21 protein-coding genes are annotated in these 22,105 nt (G+C 37.0%); 9 read left to right on the forward strand and 12 right to left on the reverse strand.

Going from position 1 to position 22,105, the window contains the following annotated elements; all coding sequences use genetic code 11:
- Positions 1–271: transposase (locus F580_RS0122775; RefSeq protein ID WP_019026269.1), on the forward strand; the 271-nt coding region annotated here is incomplete at its 5' end.
- A gap of 151 nt (positions 272–422) precedes the next feature.
- Here the strand turns inward: F580_RS0122775 and F580_RS0122780 are convergent.
- The 8 genes from F580_RS0122780 to F580_RS0122820 all read right to left on the reverse strand — a co-directional run bounded on the left by F580_RS0122780 (position 423) and on the right by F580_RS0122820 (position 7,427).
- The gene (locus F580_RS0122780; RefSeq protein WP_019030072.1) at positions 423–1,508 is read right to left on the reverse strand and encodes an acyltransferase family protein; all 1,086 of its coding nucleotides are present in this window, start codon (positions 1,506–1,508) and stop codon (positions 423–425) included.
- Positions 1,477–2,886, reverse strand: a complete 1,410-nt coding sequence (locus F580_RS0122785) for an O-antigen ligase family protein (protein ID WP_019030073.1) — start codon at positions 2,884–2,886, stop codon at positions 1,477–1,479. Before F580_RS0122785 ends, F580_RS0122780 begins: the two co-directional genes overlap by 32 nt.
- 829 nt (positions 2,887–3,715) lie before the next feature.
- Entirely contained in the window at positions 3,716–3,949 is a 234-nt protein-coding gene (locus tag F580_RS0122790) for an MFS transporter (RefSeq protein WP_019030074.1), read from the reverse strand.
- Between the two features lie 15 nt (positions 3,950–3,964).
- The gene (locus F580_RS0122795) at positions 3,965–4,162 is read right to left on the reverse strand and encodes a hypothetical protein (protein ID WP_019030075.1); all 198 of its coding nucleotides are present in this window, start codon (positions 4,160–4,162) and stop codon (positions 3,965–3,967) included.
- Between the two features lie 137 nt (positions 4,163–4,299).
- Positions 4,300–5,157 (reverse strand): metallophosphoesterase family protein, encoded by an 858-nt coding sequence (locus tag F580_RS0122800; protein WP_019030076.1) that lies wholly within the window; start codon positions 5,155–5,157, stop codon positions 4,300–4,302.
- Between the two features lie 1,019 nt (positions 5,158–6,176).
- Positions 6,177–6,386, reverse strand: coding sequence for a hypothetical protein (locus F580_RS0122810; RefSeq protein WP_019030078.1), 210 nt, complete (start codon positions 6,384–6,386; stop codon positions 6,177–6,179).
- 152 nt (positions 6,387–6,538) lie between these two features.
- Positions 6,539–6,925, reverse strand: a complete 387-nt coding sequence (locus tag F580_RS25200; protein ID WP_019030079.1) for an MAPEG family protein — start codon at positions 6,923–6,925, stop codon at positions 6,539–6,541.
- Positions 6,926–7,064: 139 nt separating this feature from the next.
- Positions 7,065–7,427 carry a GFA family protein gene (locus F580_RS0122820; RefSeq protein ID WP_019030080.1) on the reverse strand — a complete coding sequence of 121 codons (363 nt, stop codon included), beginning with the start codon at positions 7,425–7,427 and terminating at the stop codon, positions 7,065–7,067.
- A 660-nt stretch (positions 7,428–8,087) separates the two neighbouring features.
- Here F580_RS0122820 and F580_RS0122825 point away from each other — a divergent pair.
- Complete coding sequence (locus F580_RS0122825) at positions 8,088–8,975, forward strand: alpha/beta hydrolase family protein (RefSeq protein ID WP_019030081.1); 888 nt, start codon at positions 8,088–8,090, stop codon at positions 8,973–8,975.
- A gap of 1,022 nt (positions 8,976–9,997) precedes the next feature.
- Here the strand turns inward: F580_RS0122825 and F580_RS25770 are convergent.
- Positions 9,998–11,260: a helix-turn-helix domain-containing protein gene (locus tag F580_RS25770; protein ID WP_169338336.1), complete on the reverse strand. Its 1,263-nt coding sequence runs from the start codon at positions 11,258–11,260 to the stop codon at positions 9,998–10,000.
- Between the two features lie 141 nt (positions 11,261–11,401).
- Here F580_RS25770 and F580_RS0122835 point away from each other — a divergent pair, with 141 nt between their 5' ends.
- From F580_RS0122835 to F580_RS0122855, 6 genes are all read left to right on the forward strand, one after another.
- Positions 11,402–12,133, forward strand: a complete 732-nt coding sequence (locus tag F580_RS0122835) for a DUF2306 domain-containing protein (protein ID WP_019030083.1) — start codon at positions 11,402–11,404, stop codon at positions 12,131–12,133.
- The gene (locus tag F580_RS0122840) at positions 12,133–12,801 is read left to right on the forward strand and encodes a hypothetical protein (protein ID WP_019030084.1); all 669 of its coding nucleotides are present in this window, start codon (positions 12,133–12,135) and stop codon (positions 12,799–12,801) included. The genes F580_RS0122835 and F580_RS0122840 overlap by 1 nt, the downstream gene beginning before the upstream one ends.
- A 314-nt stretch (positions 12,802–13,115) precedes the next feature.
- The gene (locus F580_RS0122845) at positions 13,116–14,063 is read left to right on the forward strand and encodes an alpha/beta hydrolase (protein WP_019030085.1); all 948 of its coding nucleotides are present in this window, start codon (positions 13,116–13,118) and stop codon (positions 14,061–14,063) included.
- A gap of 363 nt (positions 14,064–14,426) precedes the next feature.
- A complete protein-coding gene (locus tag F580_RS26760; RefSeq protein ID WP_211215647.1) occupies positions 14,427–14,576 on the forward strand; it encodes a hypothetical protein in 150 nt (49 codons plus the stop codon).
- Between the two features lie 6 nt (positions 14,577–14,582).
- Positions 14,583–14,903: a DUF1203 domain-containing protein gene (locus tag F580_RS27365; protein ID WP_211215648.1), complete on the forward strand. Its 321-nt coding sequence runs from the start codon at positions 14,583–14,585 to the stop codon at positions 14,901–14,903.
- A gap of 116 nt (positions 14,904–15,019) precedes the next feature.
- Positions 15,020–16,096: a bifunctional transcriptional activator/DNA repair enzyme AdaA gene (locus F580_RS0122855; protein WP_019030087.1), complete on the forward strand. Its 1,077-nt coding sequence runs from the start codon at positions 15,020–15,022 to the stop codon at positions 16,094–16,096.
- A 441-nt stretch (positions 16,097–16,537) separates the two neighbouring features.
- Here F580_RS0122855 and F580_RS0122860 read toward each other — a convergent pair whose 3' ends face one another.
- Entirely contained in the window at positions 16,538–17,287 is a 750-nt protein-coding gene (locus F580_RS0122860; protein WP_019030088.1) for an NRDE family protein, read from the reverse strand.
- 344 nt (positions 17,288–17,631) lie between these two features.
- The gene (locus tag F580_RS0122865) at positions 17,632–18,294 is read right to left on the reverse strand and encodes a 2OG-Fe(II) oxygenase (RefSeq protein WP_019030089.1); all 663 of its coding nucleotides are present in this window, start codon (positions 18,292–18,294) and stop codon (positions 17,632–17,634) included.
- Positions 18,295–18,644: 350 nt separating this feature from the next.
- Here F580_RS0122865 and F580_RS0122870 point away from each other — a divergent pair, with 350 nt between their 5' ends.
- A complete protein-coding gene (locus F580_RS0122870; RefSeq protein ID WP_019030090.1) occupies positions 18,645–20,039 on the forward strand; it encodes an MATE family efflux transporter in 1,395 nt (464 codons plus the stop codon).
- 492 nt (positions 20,040–20,531) lie between these two features.
- Here F580_RS0122870 and F580_RS0122875 read toward each other — a convergent pair whose 3' ends face one another.
- Positions 20,532–21,719: a hypothetical protein gene (locus F580_RS0122875; protein ID WP_019030091.1), complete on the reverse strand. Its 1,188-nt coding sequence runs from the start codon at positions 21,717–21,719 to the stop codon at positions 20,532–20,534.
- Positions 21,720–22,105 lie beyond the last annotated feature (386 nt).

The raw sequence follows: 22,105 nt of genomic DNA on the forward strand, positions 1-22,105 counted from the left end.
ACTTGAAGCTTGGTGCCGTCTAGCAGAATCAACTAATATATTGGCCTTACATAATTTTGCAGTCGGACTAAGAATGCACAAGGTAGGCATTTGTAACTATGCCAAATATAAGTTGACCAGTGCCCGTATTGAGGCAGGAAATGTTTCTATTGGGATGATTAGGAGGCGAGCCAGAGGAGTAAGGGATACCGAATACTTCAAATTAAAAATAAGGCAAACATCAGTTCCAGCAACGCATTCTATCTTTTATCCAAAAATCAACCTCACATAACCGGAGAAGAGCCTATTTCTAATGAATTACTCAAGATTTCGTTCATTGCATCTCATAGGATGAAACTACCCATTAAAATTAATCCAATAAACATAAGTTTGGATTTTTTTTAGTATAGTGCTTTTTGGTATTCGAGAGTGCTCCACTATAACTATAATTTTTCGCTAACTAAAATGCTTTTCGATTTTAGTTTAGCTGTAGCACAAAAGCGATTTTTACGTTGCATTAACGGTTTTTCAATGACATAAAAGGAAAAACAAGCAAAAAGTAACGTTAATATCAAATTGGTTGGCCAACTAGCATACCAGTCAATCACCCAAGAATTGAGAAATGGTTCCTGCCATAGGTAAAGTGAATAACTCATCCCACCTAACCAAATAGCTGGCTTTGAATTGAGTACTTTAAACGAGATCCCTTCACAAACAGACATGTAACGAAGTACCATAATCGCTGCAGTTAAATTAATGTAGCTTTGTCCAATAGTATAAAATAAACCATTATCAATTTTATATAATGCACTAGGTAAAACGATCATTGAGATGGGTACGAGAATAAAAAGCCATGAGCTACACCATTCAGGTAGTCTAAATCCGCCTTGGTATAAATATGCCAATAGACAGCCGGTTGCTAAAGCATCTGCGATAGCTTCAAATTGTCTAGTCATTCCTGATGGTGATACGTCAAATACATACCACATAATGAATCGAACCACAGGGATAATTAAGATCGCCGCGATAGCGATTTTTTTGGCGCGTAACATGCCAACAAGACAGATCAAGCTAGGCCAAATTAAATAAAATTGCTCTTCGACTGCAAGTGACCAAGTATGATTTAACCACCACGACCTTTCTCCATGATAATTCATGGTATAGCTTGCAGCATGTAATAAATCACCTGATAACAAGGTGATAAAACCTAACATATCAGCCAATGCAATGCACAAAATATAAAAGTAAAAAGCAGGAAATAAACGTAGGGTTCGGCGAATATAGAATTGTTTTAAATTAATACTGCCGGTACGGTTTTTTTCTTGTAATAGTAATAAAGTAATCAAAAAACCAGAAATAACAAAGAATATTTTAACGCCAAAATTACCAAGATTATGTAGAGGCAACAAAAATTCAGGAAAATTAACAGTACCCGCTAAGTGCCCTATACATACAAGTAAAATAGAAACAGCCCTGAGGCCGTCGAGTGAATGAATCCTAGCTGATTTTTTCATAGTTAAAGCAGTCATTGCTTGCTTCCTTATTTTTTACGAATTGTGCCACTGAAGCTGTTAAGGCAAGTAAAATATAAAATGGCCATGTAAACCCTTGAGTCAGGAAGGTACCTGATACACAAAAGGCCAACAGACCGGCAAAGTTACCTTCACTTATTGCACGGACAATAGCAGGATATTTTTTTTCGCTAAAATTTACTGTTTTTAAGGTGTTGTGTGAGGTTTTAAAGGTAATGATCACCATGGTTAAAAATACCCCCAAACCTATAAATCCAGTCTCTCCTAAAACACCAAACCAAGTACTATGTACCGCATGGTTCTTCCCATCCCAATAGGTGCTATAGAAAAAGTAATTAGAATAAAAATTATCTAGGCCAACACCGGTGATCGGATTATCAACCGCCATACCAAAAGCGGCTTCCCAGGCGTGGATTCTTCCCATTGCTGACTCATCTATACCAGCTTCAGCCGCACCACCTGATTGTCTTCCGCTGATCCCTGCAAAGATAAAGAGCGCAAAAGCACAAATACCACTCACGCTGAAAAATAATGTTTTCGACTTTACTCGGCGATAACCCACGATACCGACAACCGCTAGAATTCCCAGCAGTCCGCCACGACTTTGTGTAGCAATAATGGCACTAAATAACGTTATTGTTGCCAAAAGTCCTAATAAGCGAAATCTAAGCTCCATGCCTTTAGTCACAACAAGTGAGATAGCGAAAGAAAACGGCAGCAGAAGTGCTAGTGATAAATCATTAGGATCGCCTAATACAGAGCCTATTTCTCTTCCAATCGTTGCACGTGTCCCTTCGACTAAACCAATCGCATTTATTTTATTAAATAAGGTGATAAAACCAATGATCAACCCTGCCCAAATAACCATTAATAAAGTTAATTTAAAGTGTTTAACTTCGCAAAGAATCCAAGCCAATAGTGGTGTCATGATAGCAATTTTGATATACGTCGATTGGAAATAACCAATCGCAAGAGGTCGATTACTAGCAAAAAAAACACCTAGAAAAACAAGTACAACAAAGACTAAAAATATAATTAATTCAGGGCGACAATAGGGAATTATCTTTTTACTGATCAGTATGTGCCAGCCAAGTGTAGAAATAGTCGCGACGGATAACATCAAAGGAATGTGCAGTGGATATAAAATAGGGATTGCTTCGTGGAGTCGAAAAAATGAAAAAATAATAAAGAGTAAACCAATTGGCACGGGAAAGTACACGACGAGTAGCATAGCGAATGGTATTAAGCCAAAAGCAATGGGGACTATGGGGACTATGGAGTGAGGTACTAACGCCATAGTCACACCAGCGAAAGTACAAAAAATGGTAACTATGTATAAACCATGGGTACTAGATGGTTGTTTGTATGAATCCATAGATGCTCTTCTCAAAATACTTTTTACACTACCCTGTAAAAAGCAAATGACATGCCAATCAGAACAAAAGCATAATGCATTGTTTTAACTGTAATTTAATTGGATGTGGTGTGGTGTTTATCTGTATTATGATATTAAATTGCTATTTGCAATTTTTTTTTGCAAATTGCTATTTACGGATATCGTTTTGAAAATATAATTATGCTGTCACCCAATTTTATTTTCTTGATAAGACTTCAGTGCTTTACCTGTACTGATGGGGTAATACCATCATTTGGTGCATGGAAAAGGACTATAATGCGCACCAAGAAGTCATTAGTAGTGAACTATTTTTCACTATTCATTGGTTAAATGTTGTGGCTAACTAATATTGACCACAGCTTTGTATTTTTTAATTGATAATGTCTTTAGCTAAGGGCCAAATTAACTAATCCACTAACCCAACCTAGTTCGAAAATATCTTATATGTAACCCTACTTAAACCTGCGAGCTTATTATTACCAAAAATCCTTCAATGCATTAACTGATGAAAATTTATTATGGGGACGAATGAAAATGTCTAAAAAAACAATATTCCTAAATGACTGAAAGTTAGATAGTCCTGTTGAACCATATTATGTGTCACGAGTGATTTTTGAAAAACCCTTTCTGAACTACAGATTATCTAATGGTATCTGGGAGTCAACTTTTACCACTAAGGGAACATTGGCACTAGGTTAGGATTAGTGCCAAAAATCAAACGGCTTGGGGTAGTCGGTTTATGATCACTTCTACCACAAAGGGGTCTAAATCATTAGAGGAATAAACTCCACTTTTATGTCAACTATCTTCAAGGATAGCTGGTGGCGATGAAAACCCATACTCGTCCATGCTTAGATGGACTAAACCAAACTCGAATAATATTAGCCATTAATGGCCAGCCTGCCGATTTAGCAAAAACGGTAAGAAAATAGAGGGCAAAAAAGGCAGTATTGCTGGATAAGCTACCAAAAACAAAAGTTGTTACTGCAGCAGCGCCGATAGCAAAAATCAAAACTTTACTACCGCCTAACTTATCCGCCAATACACCATTGGTAAGCTAACCGGTGAGGTTACCTGCGGTCCTCCAGCCTAAGATAGCATCAAAACTAGCGGTATCGAGTTGTAAGTTTGGATCAATTAACATCGCTGGACCAGCCACACCGACAACGGTTCGACAAAGCATCCGCATGGCATAACCTACACACATACTAATAACAATTCGAACTTCCAAACCGACATTCAGCGCTTTACCCATACTAAAACATTTCCTGATGATAGTTTTATAACGAGGGTTTATTGACTAATTAACAAGCCCTATTATTAAAGAAATAATAGAGAACAACCATGTTATTCATATTGAATCAAATAAATCAAGGTGCTTTTTGATGAAGATTAACCATGAATATTGGTAATAATTTCGTCTTTAAAAGTTAACTCATCCCCTTGAAGGAATATTCTGATTAGATGAATTTTCATATCCTTTTCGCCTAAATTTTCATAAAACATAAACATGTTGGTATCATTTATAGCGTTACAAGATGACAGAGAGCCGTTTTTATATTGAATAAAGGAATGATCATTATATAAGTCAGTTGATTTCATTAATGATAATCTATGAGTATGACCACAAAAAACATGAGAAATTTTATGTTTTCTTACAAATTCAACGACACGTCTTGAGTTAAATAGAGGATCTTCATCGGTATCTAAAATAGAATGATGATTGAGTAGTATAATTTTATCATAGTTTAACTGCTCTATTTTATGAGACATTGACCGTAGAATTTCTTTATCAATAAAACCATTGTCTTTATAGACCTCACTGGTATCAAGACAGACGACCAATAACGTTTCACCATTAATAACAATATTTTTAATAAAGTTAATATCGGTAAAATTCTCTTTAATGCCCGTAGTATACTGATCTAGAAATAGTTTGTTTTTAGTGCAGTTTATGGGTTCTAATGGATAAATCACATCACTGTTATCTATATATTGGCGAAAGAAATCTTGAGACTTCATATTTCGTTTATCATGATTGCCCGGAATTGAGATAACATGGCTGCATTTTATTGACTTTAAAAATGCTCCTGCCGCCTTAAATTCAACCTCCAGAGCGTCGGTAGTATTATCTCCGGTATTGATCACCAGATCAGCCGCATAAGAATTTAATTTCTTTAATAATGTTGCGCTATTTCCCTGCCAGTGACGGGAACCAAAATGCATATCTGAAATATGTAATATATTCATTATTATTGCTGTAACTCTTTTTTATTTATTAAAAATTACACATATATTATCTACTAGAGTATCGCAAATAAATTATCTATTGCCGATATTAAACCTTTCTCTTTAAAGGTAGTATAAATCTGGTCTCCTTTACAGAAAGATATCGAAATTTTTCTTACTTAACAGCGATGTTCCAATTTTATAACACTTGTAGTGGTGTATCCATAATCACCCAACCTGCAAATTATCAATATTTCAACCTTTTACCAGTGTTGTTGCATAAAAACAAATGAATTAAGTAAATGATTACGGGTATAAACAGAGTAGACAATGGTCGATGAAAGTCCATGACACTAATTTTATTGACCGCCGCCGTGTTATTTTGTCAGCCATAATAATTTTTCTACTCATTAGTATTTGAATTAAATTCGGTTTACATAACGGTCTCCAATGCGCACAGACTTGCCATAAAATCTGTATCGCAAAGTGCCCCATTCCGCCATAAAAGTATGTATTTTATGTCAGCTTTATGATCAGAAAGTTGACGTTCGTAATCGGGGAGGCTTTATGTCTTCTGTGCGCACCAAGAAGTCATTAGCGGTGAACTATTTTTAACTATCCATCGGTTGAACTCAAGCCACAAAGGAGACATTAGCCCATATTATTAAATAGTGCATCCGGATTAGATTTTGGGCTCTTCTCCGGTTATGTGAAGTTGATTTTTGGATAAATTTGCGAGGAACGAGCGCAACCAATTGTTAGGCGTCCGTTCTTGATTGGCTTATGTTTTTGTATGGATTCCGTCACATAAGGGCTGAGATGAAGTTTGCTTACAACCGCAAAAGAATACTTTTTTTGATTCTAATGCTTTAAATATTACAGGAGTAAAGTCAGTACCATTATCTGAACCATCACACAATGGGTGTATCAGATGCTCGCATAGCTTTACTCATATTAGCTTCTCCATACTTTATTAAATACCAACGCCTCAATAAGGGGCTTGTTAGCTTTGCACTTGACCAATATATAAATTACAAATACTAAAAAAGCCGTTTACCTGTTACTGCAACATAAACCGCAACGAATCCAATGAATGAATAGACCCATTCGATATAATCAATTTTTTGGTAATCTCCATTTACAGCCATTACACCAATCATGTATGCCAAATACAGTGAAGGAATAGCGAAAACGCCTATTAGTAACCTGACATTAAAAGGTAACTTTGCTTTTTTATCACTCGTACCCATATTTAACATATTCCTTTTAAGTTCTTTATGAGCAGCCGTGAAAACATGCTCTGCAATGCTAACGCCGCTTTAAGCGGCGAATTGCAGTTGGCTAAAATAAGTGAGGCACGAACAAAAAGCCAACTATAATTTGTCCGTCTTGAAAACCATTGTTAGGTTAACAAATGTACGCAAACTGTCAAAGCAGCAATCATTTGAAATATATAAGTAAATCCTGCCCCAAGTCTTCTTGCTATAAATATTCGATAGAGCATGCCATACGCATGGCAGAGCCTCGCTAATGTAAAGCCAATTACCAATATAGACAGTATACTTGTTGATGCACCCAATAAAGTAAGAACTAATATGACCATTGCAAAAATTGGTAGTTGCTCTACTCCATTACAGTGAGTACGAATTGCAGCCATTAATCTTTTATTTCCTCCATCTCCTAAGGAAATTTTATACTTAATTCTAAGCCTAGACACATTCATTGCTAGTATCAAAATTAACAATGAATTCATCGCAATCAAAACTGAAAACCAAAAATAATTATCCATATTTATATCTCACAAAGTAACCAAAAACATGCTTGAGGCTAACGCCCACAATAATGGGCAAATATCAGTTGATTAAAATAAGCGACGATGGAGCAAAAAACAACTGTTCTTTTTCCTTTTTTAACAGCTTGTTAGGCATTTATTCTCCAATAAACTTCCATGTATCAGCGCCGTCGAAATACCTGACCTTAACAGAGTTAACTATATCAGATGGAACCAAGCGGAAGTTAACTGCCATTCTATCCATATTGCCACGCTCTGTAGGCGTATAGTGAGTAATACAGCCGCAGTTTTTACAATGATGAAACTCTATCGTTTTGTCGCCCCAGCTATAGGAACCGATTTCATCGGTATTGCAGTTAATACTTATAGCTTTTGGGTCGAAATATGCCCATAAAGCACCATAACGACTACAAACAGAACAATTACAGCTATTAACAGTTTCTGTAGAGTTGGGAATACTTATTTTAACATTACCACAATGACAACTAGCTTCGATCATCTGTGAGACTCCTATATTCAACAGTGTATTAGTGCGCATCTCGAATTAAAACGTTGACAATTTCTGCTTAAATTGGTCGCACACAATACTTTTTATAATATTTTTAGTAACTTACCAGTAAGTTTGACTGCATTCAACTCCATCTAAAAATCACATGTCATGCCGCGAGATATATGCGTTGTGGCTAACTAATATTGACCACAGCTTTGTACTTTTTAATTGATAATGTGTTTAACTAAAGGGCCTAATTAAATAATCCACTACATTCCAAAGGAGAGTGAGTATTAGGAGATACATTAACCCGACTTCACTAAAAAGTTTGTAATTCAGAAAAATATGATCCTTCAAATAAGGAGGCAGATTAACTGTGCTTCGCCCCTCCCCCCTAACCTAGTTCGAAAATATCCTATATGTAACCCTACTTAAACCTGCGAGCTTATTATTACCAGAAATCCTTCATTGCATTAACTGATGAAAATTTATTATGGGAACGAATGAAAATGTCTAAAAAAACAGTATTCCTAAATGACTGAAAGTTAGATAGTCCTGTTGAACCATATTACTGAGACGTATTAGTAACCTGTTAAAAATTACATTGTATTATGTATAATGCTATGAAAATATGACATGTTAATGTGACTTAATCAAAGAGTAATCAGATTGTTAAATTTTAAAATATTAGTGCTTATTTTACTTATGTCCTTCAGCTTTGCGTTCAACACTGCACTTAGTGCTGCGGAAGTTAAACAGGTAGGTTCGAGAGGTTTCTTTACCACTGTTGGGCCGTTTGCAGAGTTTGACCCAAAACATTCATCTGTTGAAATTTGGATTCCTAGCGGAGTGAAAAACGCGCCCATCATGGTATACGCTCATGGAGGCGCAGGGTATCGTGAGGATGATCGTGCTCGAGTTGAGATGTTCCGCCGAAACGGATTTGCCACCATATCGTTTGATTCATATGAGATGAATGGGTTTGATGATTGGAAATTCGTCACTCGGAAGGTTGCCAACGTAGGCAAACAAAATATGATTTGGGGTGTTTTCAAAGGAGCAGTTGAGTATGCTGCTAAAAATGAAAGTTGGGATAATCGAAATATTTTTCTGTACGGAGGTTCAAATGGTGGTCGTGTAGTTTTGTACGGTGGCTCCAAACTAGAAAACAACAATATTAGAGGTATTATCTCTGAAGCTCCTGCTGGGTCTGGATATACCCTTGGAGATTTTAATATTCCGACTATCGTCCCCTTTGGTAAAATGGATACTTGGGCTGGCAAATCCGAAACGGATTATGTATGGACAAGAACCTACCCATCATCTCCTGTATCGATAGAACATTGGGTGAAATCACTCCAGAAAAAAGAGCGACCAATTAAATTTATTTTTTATGAAAACGCTGGTCATTTATTATTCGATGGGCCACTCAAGAAAGTTACCGTACGTAGAGGTGACGTTATTGCATTTACTGCATATAAAGGGGCAGATGAAGAAGCGCTTAAACAATATGAACGGGATGTGTTTACATTCGTAAATAGTAATTTGAAGAAATGAAAAAAAGCATTCCCGAATAACATGCAAGTAGATAAGTAGATTATATGCAGGTAGAGGGGCCTGTACAGTAGTCGATATGGCTTTCGTAGCTACTATCAAGATAAGAATGTTGTCTGTATTTCACTCATGTTCCACAGAGAGCTTATATATTTATAGTTGTTTGCACATTACAAATCGTTTTCTAAGTGTACAGACAAGAAAATCTACAATATTTGCAAAAATACGCAATAGCAGCCAATATAATTGTGCCGTGAAAAACGGCAATATTAGGCTTTGTTTGAAAATCAAAAAAACTTTAAAATCGTAAATTATGGCATTGCTAACTTTACAAAATCTAATTCGAATCAAAGATCCCCCCTGAAATGATCATTTCCGCTTTGTGGCAGGAGTTAGCCTTTGAAATGTCGGCTATTAGCGATCAGAAGTCATAAGGTAATCGTTGATGCTAACGACCGCTTTAAGTCTTGGAGCTGCCGTTAGTGAAGTAAGCTCTAGAGTCAGCAATGCGCACCAATAAGTCCTTAGCGGAGACCTGTTTTTAGTTGGCCCTTTGATTACGTTCTAAGGCTCACTGTTACCACATTATGGTCTTTTACTCCTGATTCAGACCATACTTAATTGGTTCAGGTTAGTGCTATTAATTTACGAATAATTACCACATAACATTTAATGTTTACCGCATTGCTTTCGAGGATAACTAGAACAAATCATAAACTGCTTAGCCTATGATTGATACTAACTCATAAAAACATGAAAACTCTATACTCTTTAAATACCTCACACTATTAATTTTCAATTTTAATTCAGTGGCTTAGGGGGGGGGTTCTCTGATGATTTTCTAAATTACTCATCACTTTTCTCACTTACTAAAGGAGAGTAATAAAACCCCATAAGTAAAGACTGACTGTTGTAATTATGTGGTTGGTTAAACTTAGTGCCGAAAAATAAAGTGTTTTAGTTTCACCTTCTAGCAGATTAGTAGATTAGTAGATTGTTGTTAATTTAACGACTGGAAACAACTATCAAGCGTCTTCAAATGATGTAGCCTGTATCTTATTTAACTTTAAGTGTTTTCGATATTGGCTTGGGGTTTGCCCTGTTTCTTTTTTAAACGCGGTATAGAATGACGATTTTGCGTTAAATCCGACACTCATAGCAATATCTAATACGGTATTATTACTCTGTTTTAACATGCGTTTAGCGGCATCTACACGGTATTTATTTACATAGTCGAAGAAATTCATTCCCAGTGTTTCATTTAATGTTTGTGAAATGTAATTCGGTGAGGTGAAAATATGTTTGGCCAGCTTTTGCAAAGACAGTGAGGCATCTAAATAGAGTTCACCTTCAGCCATCGATTTTTCTATTTTTGTTGCTATGAGTGCGGATTGTTGCTGATCTAATGCTGAGCGTTGATATTTACGCTGCAGGTTATCGTCTTGAACGAGAACTGCTTTGATATCATCTTTGCTTTCATATAGCTCTTCAAAGCCAGGTTTTTGTCTAAGTCCCCAAATAGCGATACTCCAGAGCATCACTAATATCACTGTATTCGTCAAAATAGGATCGGTTTGGATTGAGTAAAAGAGGTTATCTAGCACAATATAGACGGCCATAGTCACCCAGACCGTCCCGACAACAAATAGTAACCAGCTTAGCCATTTTATTTCTCTCGACTCGGTACTGGCAAATAAGTCTTTTAAGTGTCGACGATAGCGATTAAGCCTTTGAATAATTTTATAAAAGTAAAATCCTGATTGTATTACCCAGCCAAGTATTAAGATTAAAGTGGTAATAAGCATTGCGTAGAGTAAATAGCGCAGTAGCAAGGGCGTGCTGGAAAGAATTACATCATTTCCATCAACTAATAAGGCCCTGATAATGTCGGCAGGTATGATTATCGACAACAGCGCAATAAAGGTGCCTACACCTGCGGGAATTAAATGGCGTAAAGATTTTCGACTAAAACGCCATGGTGTTTCTGCAGTGAGTCCCTGAACATAAAACCAGAAACATGGGCTAATAAGTAAAAGTGCCGGCAGCGAAAGGATCATAAATGTTGGTTGTAACGATGGGGAAAAAACCGCTAAAGTTGGCTGACACATTAGCACACCAATGGCGACTAAACAGATGGCTAGTGGTAAGTAAGTTTGTCGATCAAAAGAGCGCAAAATAAGTAAGTTTGCACTAAAAATTATGACTACTAAGGTGGAAATATTGAGTGCAAGCAACATTGGATTATCTATCACAATAAAATCTCGATTAACGTATGAACGAGGAATCACGGGGTTCCTCGCGTTTAATAAATGTCTGAACCTACAGGATAAGGAATATAGAGGGTTCGAGTCAACATGCTCGGACGACATTGCTAAAGGGATTCTACATAATTCACATATCCTTAGCTAGTTGGTAAGAGCATAAACAAAATGTCTGATTCAATAATGATAAAAAATAATATAAAAATGAAAAATAAATCTTTTAATTGGCCAGTAGTTGGCTTCTTACTTTTTATGACTGGAATTCCCGGTATACCTGCTTTTTTTATACTGGCAGTGGTTGCTTTGGGAGCTGATGTTGGTGAAAGTTTTTCTTCCGTGGTTAATGTTTTATATTTTGAAACGCCGGCAGCGATCTTTGTTCATGGGGGAGCAGGTATTTTATTTTTTTTAACCATGCCATTTCAATTTTCACCCGCTTTAAGGAACAAAAAATCAAATTGGCATAAAACAGGTGGGCGTATTGCGCTGCTATCAGGTTATGTTATGGCGGTATCAGGCGTTTGGATGCATCATGTCTTGTCACCTGATTCGTTCGGCATGCGTTATGTGTCACTGGTCATTCTGAGTATTGCCATGTGTACCGCATTTTCATTGGCACTGTGGCATATTATTAACCGTAATTTTGATGTACATCGTAAGTGGATGATAAGGGCAGTCGCAATAACGCTTGCTGTGATTACACTATTATTTGTTGAAGCGATTTTGTTCTTGTTGTTTGGTCAATTGGAAAACACCTTTGCGGTAATAAGCCAATTCCAACATGATTATGGTCGACTCGTGGGCATAACGATCAACTTGATCATCGTTGAATACATCTTTTTTACAGAGAGATCTAAGCAAAAATCACAATATCCATTAGCGATGTTGGCAGAAAAATAATGACTGAGCTTCCTGTTATCGCCCAATTACACTTAGTCGTCGGAAGCTTAGCCATTGTCGGCGGATTTTCTGCCATGCTGCTCCCTAAAGGTAAATCGCTACACAAATTTGTCGGTAAAACCTTCTTTTACACTATGTTAGCACTTTGCTTTAGCGGGATATATTTAACGTTTACGCGCTCGCTGCAATTTACCTTTTTTCTGGCAATATTCTCTTTATATTTATTGTTAACAGGCTGGTACGCTATGGCGCGTAAAGGTTCTAATGTTACCCTGTTCGACAAAGTTGGCTTTTATGTAATTAGTACTATTGGTATTGCCACTTTGATTCTCACTACGTTGGGGTGGAGCTTAAATTGGCATTACCCGCCGACAGAACCTCCATATCCTAGCTATCTTATCTTTGTTGTTTTTTCGGCTGTGCTAGCCTACTGGGATTATCAACTGCTCATCGCTAAAGTACTTGTTGGGACTAAGCGATTAATTCGCCATCTGTGGCGGATGTATTTTGCACTGTTTATCGCCACTACTATATTTTTTGGCGGCAATAGTCATATTTTACCAGAGGCACTGCGCACAGAATTAATTTTAATGGCTCCTATCGTGACTGTGCTTATGTTTATGTTTGGCTGGTTAGTTTACTTTAAGTATTTTAAGAAGGCGTCATAAATCGTTGTGACGTTTAGCCAAACTGAAATGACTGCTATCGAACCACTTGCGGAAGTTTAATCTCACTTGCAACCATTCCGCTTTTCGCACTTTTTGACGTTAGCTTTTGGTTAGGTAATGCAGTCTAACTTAATTTTTCTATGTTTAAACCTGTTAATGTCTAACAGGATTGACGATAGTCTATTTTAAGATGATTATTATCAATTAAAATTTGGGAAATGGTTTAATTCCCTTCCCAAGTTATTTTACACGGTTGATTTTTAAACTAACTCATTGATTATGTCACCATATTTATAAATATTCAGGAATAATGTATGAAGGTTGCGTTTTATTTTATTGTCGGTGTTTTATCTTTTCAGTGTTTGTCACATGAAATTACTATCCGTAAAAATGTTGAAAAAACCGCTTATCATCATAAACAAGAAAGTTCTCCCGAAGGGCGCTTAAAAGGACCTTTTGAATTTCACAGTAAAGCTTTTCCTGGCACATCGCGGCATTATTGGATATTTGTTCCCGCTCAATATAACGCTGCATCACCAGCGAATGTACTAGTTTTTCAAGACGGGCATCGCGCGATAAAAGGTTCATTAAGTGTGCCTCGAGTGATGACTAACCTGATTGCTAAAAAAGAAATACCTATAACCATTGGCATTTTTATTACCCCTGGTAATCGTTCATCACACTTTCCTGAAGATATAATTTGGAGAAATCCAGATAACCGTGCTCAAGAATATGATGTTATGGATGATCGATATGCACGTTTAGTGGTTGACGAAATATTACCCGAAGTAGCTAAAAGCTATAATTTAACGAGTGATCCAGAAAAACGTCTTATTGGTGGAACCAGTAGTGGTGCTATAGCCGCTTTTACTGTGGCTTGGCATCGACCAGAAGCTTTTAGAAACGTTTATAGCGCCATTGGTAGTTATGTTTCTATTGGATTTAGAGCCTATGGTAAAAATAGTAAGTTGGGTGGTCAAGATTATCCTGCGCTAATTCGCCGGGAAGCAATACGACCAATGAAAGTGTTTTTTCAAGATGGAAATGCCGACCTTGATAACGAATGGGGTAATTGGTTTTTAGCTAACCAACAAATGGTGTCAGCGCTTGCTTATGTTAATCGTAATGCCAATGAAAAAGAATTATCCGGTCCTAGATACCAATATAAGGCGGTTTGGACCGATGGCAAACATGACGATAGCCACGGCGGTGCCATTTTACCTGAAGCGTTAAAATGGTTTTGGGATAAGGATGTTCATTAGCGCAGAACTATTTGTAACTATCCATTGGTTAACAACTAAGGCTCACTGTTACCACGAAGCCGACCAAATTTATTAGCTGAAATCATTCAACATTAGGCTCACTCTCGAATGATAAGCAGACATAAATATATGAGATAAAATGAGGACTCTCTTTCCATAGATAACACCAGGTCTTAATTTTAAGAGCCTACCCTTCCCAAAACAGCTTTAGACTTAATCAGATAGTTGAATACACAATGTTGGGTAACTATGCGCGGCATGAAGGTTTTCATATTTAAAAAATACTCACCGCAATAATCCGATAGTAACAAAAATCATCAAAGCTTAACCTTGTTAAAACTTATAACATTACCAGAAGACATTATGAAATACCAAATAACCCCAATACGTAAAGATTTTCTCATAAAAGTAAGAGAGTCTGGCATTGATGACCAAAATCAGCCCATAGTACATTTAATTGCCGAGGGTGGAGAGCCTTGCCGGGATGTATTGAGGAGAGCTGCTGCAGGTTAAGAGCTAATTCTTGCAAGTTACTGCCCTTTTTCTAAGCCTGGTCCTTTCAAAGAATACGGTGCAGTTTATGTACTTGCAAATCAATCTGATGAAGCAATTATTTATGATAAAATTCTTTTAGCCAGTAATTCTGAAAATGATTATTTTGGAGATAACTTAGTTTTGAGGGCATACGATAATGAAGAAGGTATCTATGACGCGCGTGTAGTCTCTCCTATAAACGCAGAGCTAACTATTAGTGAGTTTTTAGCACATAGCGAGGTTAAATTTATCATGGCCAGGTTTACGGCGTATGGATGTTATGCTTTAAGGCTTGATCGAAAATAACTATCAATCGCTTTGAATAATGCGTACTAATATTAGTTAGGCGCAATTATCAGATAGAAATAGAATGATTTTCAAACATACAATATCAGTATTCAACAAAATTAACGGTTATCAATATGTCTAATGGCGTTTACTGGAAAGCGATAGTTGAACAAGATTCAGCATTCGACTTTCAATTTTATTACGGTGTTAAAACCACAAAAATATTTTGTAATCCGTCATGTAGTACTAAAGCTCCGCTAAGAGAAAATGTTATTTATTTTGAGGACACTTCATCGGCTTACAATGATGGATATCAAGCCTGTAAATGCTGCAAACCTGAACGAAATGCAAATCAGAACACCGGATTAATAAAGCTTTTACATGTTTGCCGTAATATCGAAGACCATACTGAAGGGCCCTTAACCGCGCTGAAATTAGCAAGTTCTGTTGGGCTGACTCAATTTCAATTACATAGGTTATTTAAAAAATATCTTGATGTCACACCAAAGAGTTATATCGATCAAGTTCAGTTGAATACATTAAAGGTAAATCTGAGAACTTCCGGTAGTGTTACAGATGCTATCTTTGAATCGGGTATTGAGTCTACTTCCGTCATTTACGGTCGAATGAATAGTCATTTAGGCATGACGCCAAAAAAATACCGAGAAGGTGGTGATGGTGTTCAGATTTCATATGCAGTTGGTATCACTAACTTAGGTCTTGTTTTAATTGCCGCTACAAATAAAGGGCTATCATTTTTGCAATTTGGAGAGTTCGAGCATCAGTTATTAGCTAAACTAGTGTCAGAATATCCATGTGCGGAAATAGTACTGATGTCCTCAAAAAATGAAGAGCAGTTGAGTCATTGGTTAACGTTACTTAACTTATATATAGATGGAACATCAATTAATTTAAATATACCGCTAGATGTAAGAGGAACTGCATTTCAAAAAAAAGTATGGGATTTTCTCCGTAGTATACCTTATGGAAAAGTTATGTCTTACGGTGAAATCGCTCAAGCTATTGGAGCACCTAAAGCTTTCAGAGCAGTTGCAAATGCCTGTGCTGGCAACAACGTAGCACTTGTCATCCCTTGTCATCGTGTAATACGTGGAGATGGTGCTATCGGAGGATACCGTTGGGGAGAAATTCGAAAACGTGTGATTATTGACTTTGAGAGTAAAAATACATCTATCGAATCTGAAAAATAAAACATTATTCTTATGACATTGGAGCGAAAGGGTAATACCTCCGAGTCATCAACATTATTCATCACATCACTGTTTCATTTTCCATATTGGCGCAATATTCGTATGAAATAGGCACATAATCTGAACATCCTAATTATGGTCTTGTTCAGACTAAATGACTATAAAGCGCACCAAGAAGTCATTAGCGGTAACTGTTTTTCATTCATTATTTTTCTTGCCTAAAGCCATTTTAATTCCCACTGAAATCCTGCACTTTGATTGGTAACGGGTATATACATAAAAATCTAAATTACGCAGACTCACTTTAAATCCTGAATATTTCTATCAGAAAAATTAATAATGTCTTCGTTTGTTGAGTTTTATCCTACGGGTTAAATTTTAGAAATAAACTGGAAGCCACAAAAGTGGTTACTTAACGGTAATTCCGATGGCGTTACCTTGCTACAACCGAAATTGTTGCTTAGCTACACATTGACCTGAAGGTGCATAACTTCGGTCATATACTGCAACATTCCCTTCAATGTCTTGCGTAATAATAGAGGTTGTTCGTGTGCCATATGTTGGGGATACTATAAAAATAGCACTGAGTAACTGCTCCCACTCTTCAGTAAGCCCTGTTTCAGGAAGTAAATTTGGCAACGCTTGTTTATCATTGGTCATTAAATCAAACAATGCATCAATTGAGAGGTTTTCGTGTAAATGAATAGTATCTCTTAACAGCTTTTCTCCCCTTGCCATTTTCGGCCAGATATCATCGAGTGCACCATTACAAATACTGTGTACGCCTTTGGAAAGTTGATGGCATTGGTTATTTACGCTGTCATAACAATACAACTGGTTTAATGAACCATGGATGAGATTAAAGCCATGATACTGACTTGCTTGTTGAGCGAGTTGATCAGACAAGTTGTTTTCAGTGCTGGATAATGCCTGCAAAACAAGATCACCCCTAGATTTTTTAGCGTCTTCGCTTAAAGGAAATTTTCTAAAATTAGTTAAGGCAGCAAATTTTCCCTTTGACGATAAGCCTAACCAAGTTCCCCCTGCTTGGAGATCTTTTCCGGCCAGTATCTTGGATTGTTGCCAAATATGCATGGCTTGAGTTGGACGCTGATGAAACTCATCTCTATTTGCACAAATAATCAACGGATACTTAGGGTGTTGCTCGATAGCAATAAATAAAATGCACATAAAGAAGCCCTTAGTACCTGGTTGATTTGTGAGTAATTATTGCACTCTACTACCATTGTGACTACGAAAAACTTATGGATTTATAAATCCAAATACAGTCAAACTATATTAAGTAAATAAAAAGAGCGCATGTAGCACTCTTGATATAATTAACAAGTCTCTAGCGCTTCAATTCATTTATCGTAAGCTTCAGCTTTTTTGTTGAAGTGGGATCCTCAATTAAAGCGCACTAAATGAACCCTATAGACTTACCCTACTCCACTAGTCAGTTGGTAATTCAGAAAATACCAACTGACTAGTGAAAGCTAGAAGGATAGCTTAGTTAAAATAATCGTTACTGTCCCTTAACTTGGTGGGTCAATATTATTGGCAATACTGTTGTTTAAGCGAAACCAACCCGCAATAGAGTATCTATCTCGCCTAGCGGGTAATACTTCATGAGGAAACTCTTCACTTAAAAACACCACTATAGTGCCAAAATTAGGTGTTACGGTAATAATACTGTTATCAACGATTGAAGAATCTGCCGATTTGTCATCATAAATCACTAACTCGCCACCATCTGCTGCAGTCCAATCTTGATTAAGGTACACCACCACAGATAGCACGCGATTGCCTTCACCTATAAAAGCGTCCTTGTGCTTTTTGTAAAAGTCGCCATTAGCATAATGGGAGAAATGGCTTTCGAAAGAGAATAAACCAAGAAACAAGCGTCTATTTAAATAGGCTTGTAGTGACTGTGACCACTTTATCCAAGCACAGCCTGCTTCACTGTTACTGGTTATCCAGCTAATTTCATCGGTGCGAATAAGTTCGTTAATACTATGTTCTTTGGCTCGACCAATACCTGCACGTTTAAAATTTTCATCTGGCAGTTCGGTAATATATTGTAATAACAAGTTCGATAATTCGTCGGGTAAAGCGCAAGGGCTGATACTGTAGCCCTTTTCAACAATGTCGTTGGCTATTGATTCAAACAGGGCATTGTCATCGTCAGAATGAGTCATTTGATCTAGGGTCAACTGCAAGCTATCTTAGCAGGTAAAATTAACATTACATTGATAATCTAATAAGTGGGATATACGGCATAATAGCACTTTACACGCACTTTAGTGCCGGCTTTCGTAGTCATAGCTGTTTGACAACTTGCTCTAATAATAAGAGTTTTGTTTATGGAATGACTCCTTTTTTTGCTGCGGCAAAGATTAATCGTATTGAATTATAAATTGGTTACTTCACTAACCAAGTAACGAACTTAGCTTATGACAACAATTGTTACATTGAATATTGAAAGTTAATTAATATATTGCTGCTCTTGTTATATGGTTCCATAACAACAAATTAGTAGAATTTATAGATGACAGTCAAAGATCACACGAGCTTACTTGAAGGAAAAATATCAGCGACAATATGGCGTAATAGCCAACCGATGTTTATGGCCATTTTATTGTTATTAATGTATGAGCTTTTGGAATCGGGTTTAATTGCTTTAGGCAGTACCGCAACTTTAACGGCCTTTGGTTTTACCGTTCCCATCACTGCAGCGATGACAGCACTTGCCGTTGGTACAAGTATTCGTTGTAACAATAGGGTAGTAAAATCGGCTTGCCTTGAGAAAGAAAGTCTCAGTAGTAACATAAGCCAGTCGCTAATAATCTCAGCACTAATGCTGCTAACAATAACAATACTGGCATTAATTTTTTCCGAACAAACACTGAATTTATTAGGAAACAATAACTGGCTTACGTCAGAAGACGTGGTAAAGGCACCGAAATTAGCGCTAGAGCAATCGAGTTATATCAATAATCGTTATTTTTCTTGGATATTTTTAGGCGCTGTTTGGCAAATTAATGGCATATTGCGCGCATTAAACTTCACCCAACTTGCCAGTAACATTATGGTTGCTTGGCTAGTACTGAAGGGCAGCTTAGCATTATTACTTTTACTGCCACAAAGCCCATGGTATTACGACAGCTTAGTCGCTATTTCACTCATTCACGCGATCAGTGATATTACCTTTACCCTTATATCTGCTTATATATTGCAGAAAAAAGTAAAACTTAGTTGGCCTTCATTTAGTGAATTTAAAACTCAATGTCAGCAACCTAAGCTAACCAGTATTTTAGTTATTGGCCAACAGCTTATTACACCACTAAGTTTAGCGATATTAACGTTAATTGCCGCTAGTTATAGTCACACCTATGTCGCCGCATTTGCTTTAATCTTCAAACTTGAAGCTATAATTTTGTTAATCCCTATGGCATTAACCACGTCTATGCCGGCAATAATTGGTTTTAATTACTGGACAGGCCATCATGAAAGAGTGAAACAAGCATACCGTTATATGTTTGCCATTGTACTCATTGCGCAGTTTGTTATAGCCATAGCTTTAAGCTATACCATTGATTTTTGGGCAAACTCATTGTGTCCTCACGATAGCGTAACCATACACTTAAAACATTATCTTACTTGGTTGCCTTGGGGCTATATTGGTGCAGGCTGTGTCATTGTTTATCAATCAACATTGAATGCCAAGGATAAAGCAATCAATGCCACTGTCCTGGGCATAGTTCACCGATTAATATTACTTATTCCTTTAGCATGGTTTGGTTTCAATGATGGTGAATACTCACTTTATCCAGCGTTAATGTTAGGACATTTATTTGCCGGTGGATATGTGCTGTATTTGTTTAGAAAAACGAGTCATCTCGACAGACATAAAACACCAATAAAAGAGCAGCTAGCTACTTAACCTGAACTCTGGATAATGAGTGCTTGATGTTTCAGTAAAAACAACAACTTACGATTATTAAGAATTAAATTCACAAGATTAGTCGCGACATACGCTATCAATGTTTCAATTTATTTGATTATCAAGGTAAAACGTTTATCAATAACGGGTTATTTATCGACGTTTTAACGCTGATAATCAGATAAAGGGGAATATTGAGCAAGTGCTGCTTATCCAGAGGTCAGGTTACTTAGTTAATCTATGAGGATATTGCTATAGATAACTTGCAATTGATAACGGAGATTGATTGCGGACTACTTTGTAGTTACAGGTTAACTTGAATAGATCAGGTTTTAATTGAATTTATTATATTTGAACTGAGCAAAATGAGCTTTACTTAAATCACCCAAAGGGAAGTAACTAGCTTAAGTTAATTCAAATGAGTGAAGTAAGTAATTAATTAGAATTAACTTAGCGAGATAAAACTGCTTTATCCCGCTATTAAATGGCTATCTAGCCAAAGATGGCTCTCATCAAGCCAATAACATGTTCTACATTCTTACCTGTTTTAACTTCTCTTAAAATTGTGTCACGTTTTGCTTGAATATACTCAGGTATACCCTCTATAGCGAGTGCTTGGTCAACAACTTCTTCAGGGGTTAATTTCACACGACCTCGACGAGGTGATTTGAAACTACTTTCAGCGCTATTTAGTTTTTTGTCACGAATTCGCAAATAATTAGAGCTAAAGGCAAAGTCTTCATCTGCAAACATAAATAAGTCGACTAAAATAGCGCGTGCTTGCCAAATTTTTCGTTCTCGTTCGTCTTCAGGCTCTACTTGATGCCACCAAGCAAAAGTTCTCAGCGTACCAATCATGTCTCGCCAATAACTATCAAAATCAAAAGCATTAAACTTGGCTATAGATAGCCCTTGGCAAAGCACATCAATTTTTGCATTCGTTAAGGCAATAAATTGATCAGGACGCTTCATCGCTAATAAACGAGTGGCAGGAGCTAATGGCGGTTTTTCACCTGCTTCTTTTAGTACTGTGTAACCGGTAAATATCTTTTTGTAGGCACTGACAAATTTCTGATACTGCTTAGGCGTAACATCACCAGACTTAGGGATATGACTTAAGGCGCGATCAAAGCTTTCAGGCTGCTGCGCTAATAAAGTATGAAACACTTTAGCGCCTTTGGTTGAAGCAAACCATTCAACATCAAAATTATATTGTGTGTGACAATGCTGATTAGTATGCTTGCCAGCAAAGGCAAGACGCTCTAACTCAGTCATCTCAGCTAGAGGTTTACTCTTTATTAATTCAATATAATCTAGCAGTGCTAACCGTTCTTCCAGTGCATGTAAACTCGCTTGCTGTTCGATAAAAGCGGTGAATATTGGCCAAGGTGCGATTCGGGCCATTTTGAACTGGCTAACACTTGCACCTAGGACCAATACTTGCTCTAGCTTTTTAAGAATAGGCAGTTGATGATCTTCAAGCAAACTCATGTTTATGCGGTTACGACAAACATCAATCAACTCGGTACACCAACTAAGATAATCCTCTGGTCTATTTTCCACTTTGACAGCAATAAGGTTCAAACTTAACTCAGTCACATGCTTTAAGGCATTTTGATAGGAAGCATTTTCGGCATCACTTAGTGCCATTTTTACAGGGGAAGATAACAACTTTCTCATTTACGAGTACAACTCCAAAATTACATACATACAAATAATAAACGGTAGTACTAACTACCAGTTTAAATAAACCAGATAGACGATAGTTATGAATCGGACTTTTATAAAAGCTAGTAATAAGTATTATCACTTGGACAGCCCTCATATCAACCACAGACCCATCGGGGTAATTACTATTCAACACCCCTTTATTTTCAACATACAGAAAGCAAAAAACCCGTAGCGAGAGCTACGGGTTTCTTTGAATAGCAGTCTAGCAATGTTCCGCTACGCTCTCACATGGACTTCTCGTAACCTAAGTCACACTACCACCGGCGCTATTGCGTTTCACTATTAAACTATATTAGGAGTCTAGCAATGTCCCGCTACGCTCTCACATGGGCTTA

This window comes from Colwellia piezophila ATCC BAA-637 (genome assembly GCF_000378625.1).
Classification (GTDB): domain Bacteria; phylum Pseudomonadota; class Gammaproteobacteria; order Enterobacterales; family Alteromonadaceae; genus Colwellia; species Colwellia piezophila.

What these genes read in the sequence shown, in the direction of transcription:
- F580_RS25200 (WP_019030079.1), bottom strand. Translation starts at nt 6,925, where the DNA reads ATGGATAATTATTTTTGGTTTTCAGTTTTGATTGCGATGAATTCATTG.
- F580_RS0122780 (WP_019030072.1), bottom strand. Translation starts at nt 1,508, where the DNA reads ATGACTGCTTTAACTATGAAAAAATCAGCTAGGATTCATTCACTCGAC.
- F580_RS0122810 (WP_019030078.1), bottom strand. Translation starts at nt 6,386, where the DNA reads ATGGGTACGAGTGATAAAAAAGCAAAGTTACCTTTTAATGTCAGGTTA.
- F580_RS0122820 (WP_019030080.1), bottom strand. Translation starts at nt 7,427, where the DNA reads ATGATCGAAGCTAGTTGTCATTGTGGTAATGTTAAAATAAGTATTCCC.
- F580_RS0122865 (WP_019030089.1), bottom strand. Translation starts at nt 18,294, where the DNA reads ATGACTCATTCTGACGATGACAATGCCCTGTTTGAATCAATAGCCAAC.
- F580_RS0122785 (WP_019030073.1), bottom strand. Translation starts at nt 2,886, where the DNA reads ATGGATTCATACAAACAACCATCTAGTACCCATGGTTTATACATAGTT.
- F580_RS0122840 (WP_019030084.1), top strand. Translation starts at nt 12,133, where the DNA reads ATGACTGAGCTTCCTGTTATCGCCCAATTACACTTAGTCGTCGGAAGC.
- F580_RS0122835 (WP_019030083.1), top strand. Translation starts at nt 11,402, where the DNA reads ATGTCTGATTCAATAATGATAAAAAATAATATAAAAATGAAAAATAAA.
- F580_RS0122855 (WP_019030087.1), top strand. Translation starts at nt 15,020, where the DNA reads ATGTCTAATGGCGTTTACTGGAAAGCGATAGTTGAACAAGATTCAGCA.
- F580_RS0122795 (WP_019030075.1), bottom strand. Translation starts at nt 4,162, where the DNA reads ATGGGTAAAGCGCTGAATGTCGGTTTGGAAGTTCGAATTGTTATTAGT.
- F580_RS0122860 (WP_019030088.1), bottom strand. Translation starts at nt 17,287, where the DNA reads ATGTGCATTTTATTTATTGCTATCGAGCAACACCCTAAGTATCCGTTG.
- F580_RS26760 (WP_211215647.1), top strand. Translation starts at nt 14,427, where the DNA reads ATGAAATACCAAATAACCCCAATACGTAAAGATTTTCTCATAAAAGTA.
- F580_RS0122800 (WP_019030076.1), bottom strand. Translation starts at nt 5,157, where the DNA reads ATGAATATATTACATATTTCAGATATGCATTTTGGTTCCCGTCACTGG.
- F580_RS0122870 (WP_019030090.1), top strand. Translation starts at nt 18,645, where the DNA reads ATGACAGTCAAAGATCACACGAGCTTACTTGAAGGAAAAATATCAGCG.
- F580_RS0122875 (WP_019030091.1), bottom strand. Translation starts at nt 21,719, where the DNA reads ATGAGAAAGTTGTTATCTTCCCCTGTAAAAATGGCACTAAGTGATGCC.
- F580_RS0122845 (WP_019030085.1), top strand. Translation starts at nt 13,116, where the DNA reads ATGAAGGTTGCGTTTTATTTTATTGTCGGTGTTTTATCTTTTCAGTGT.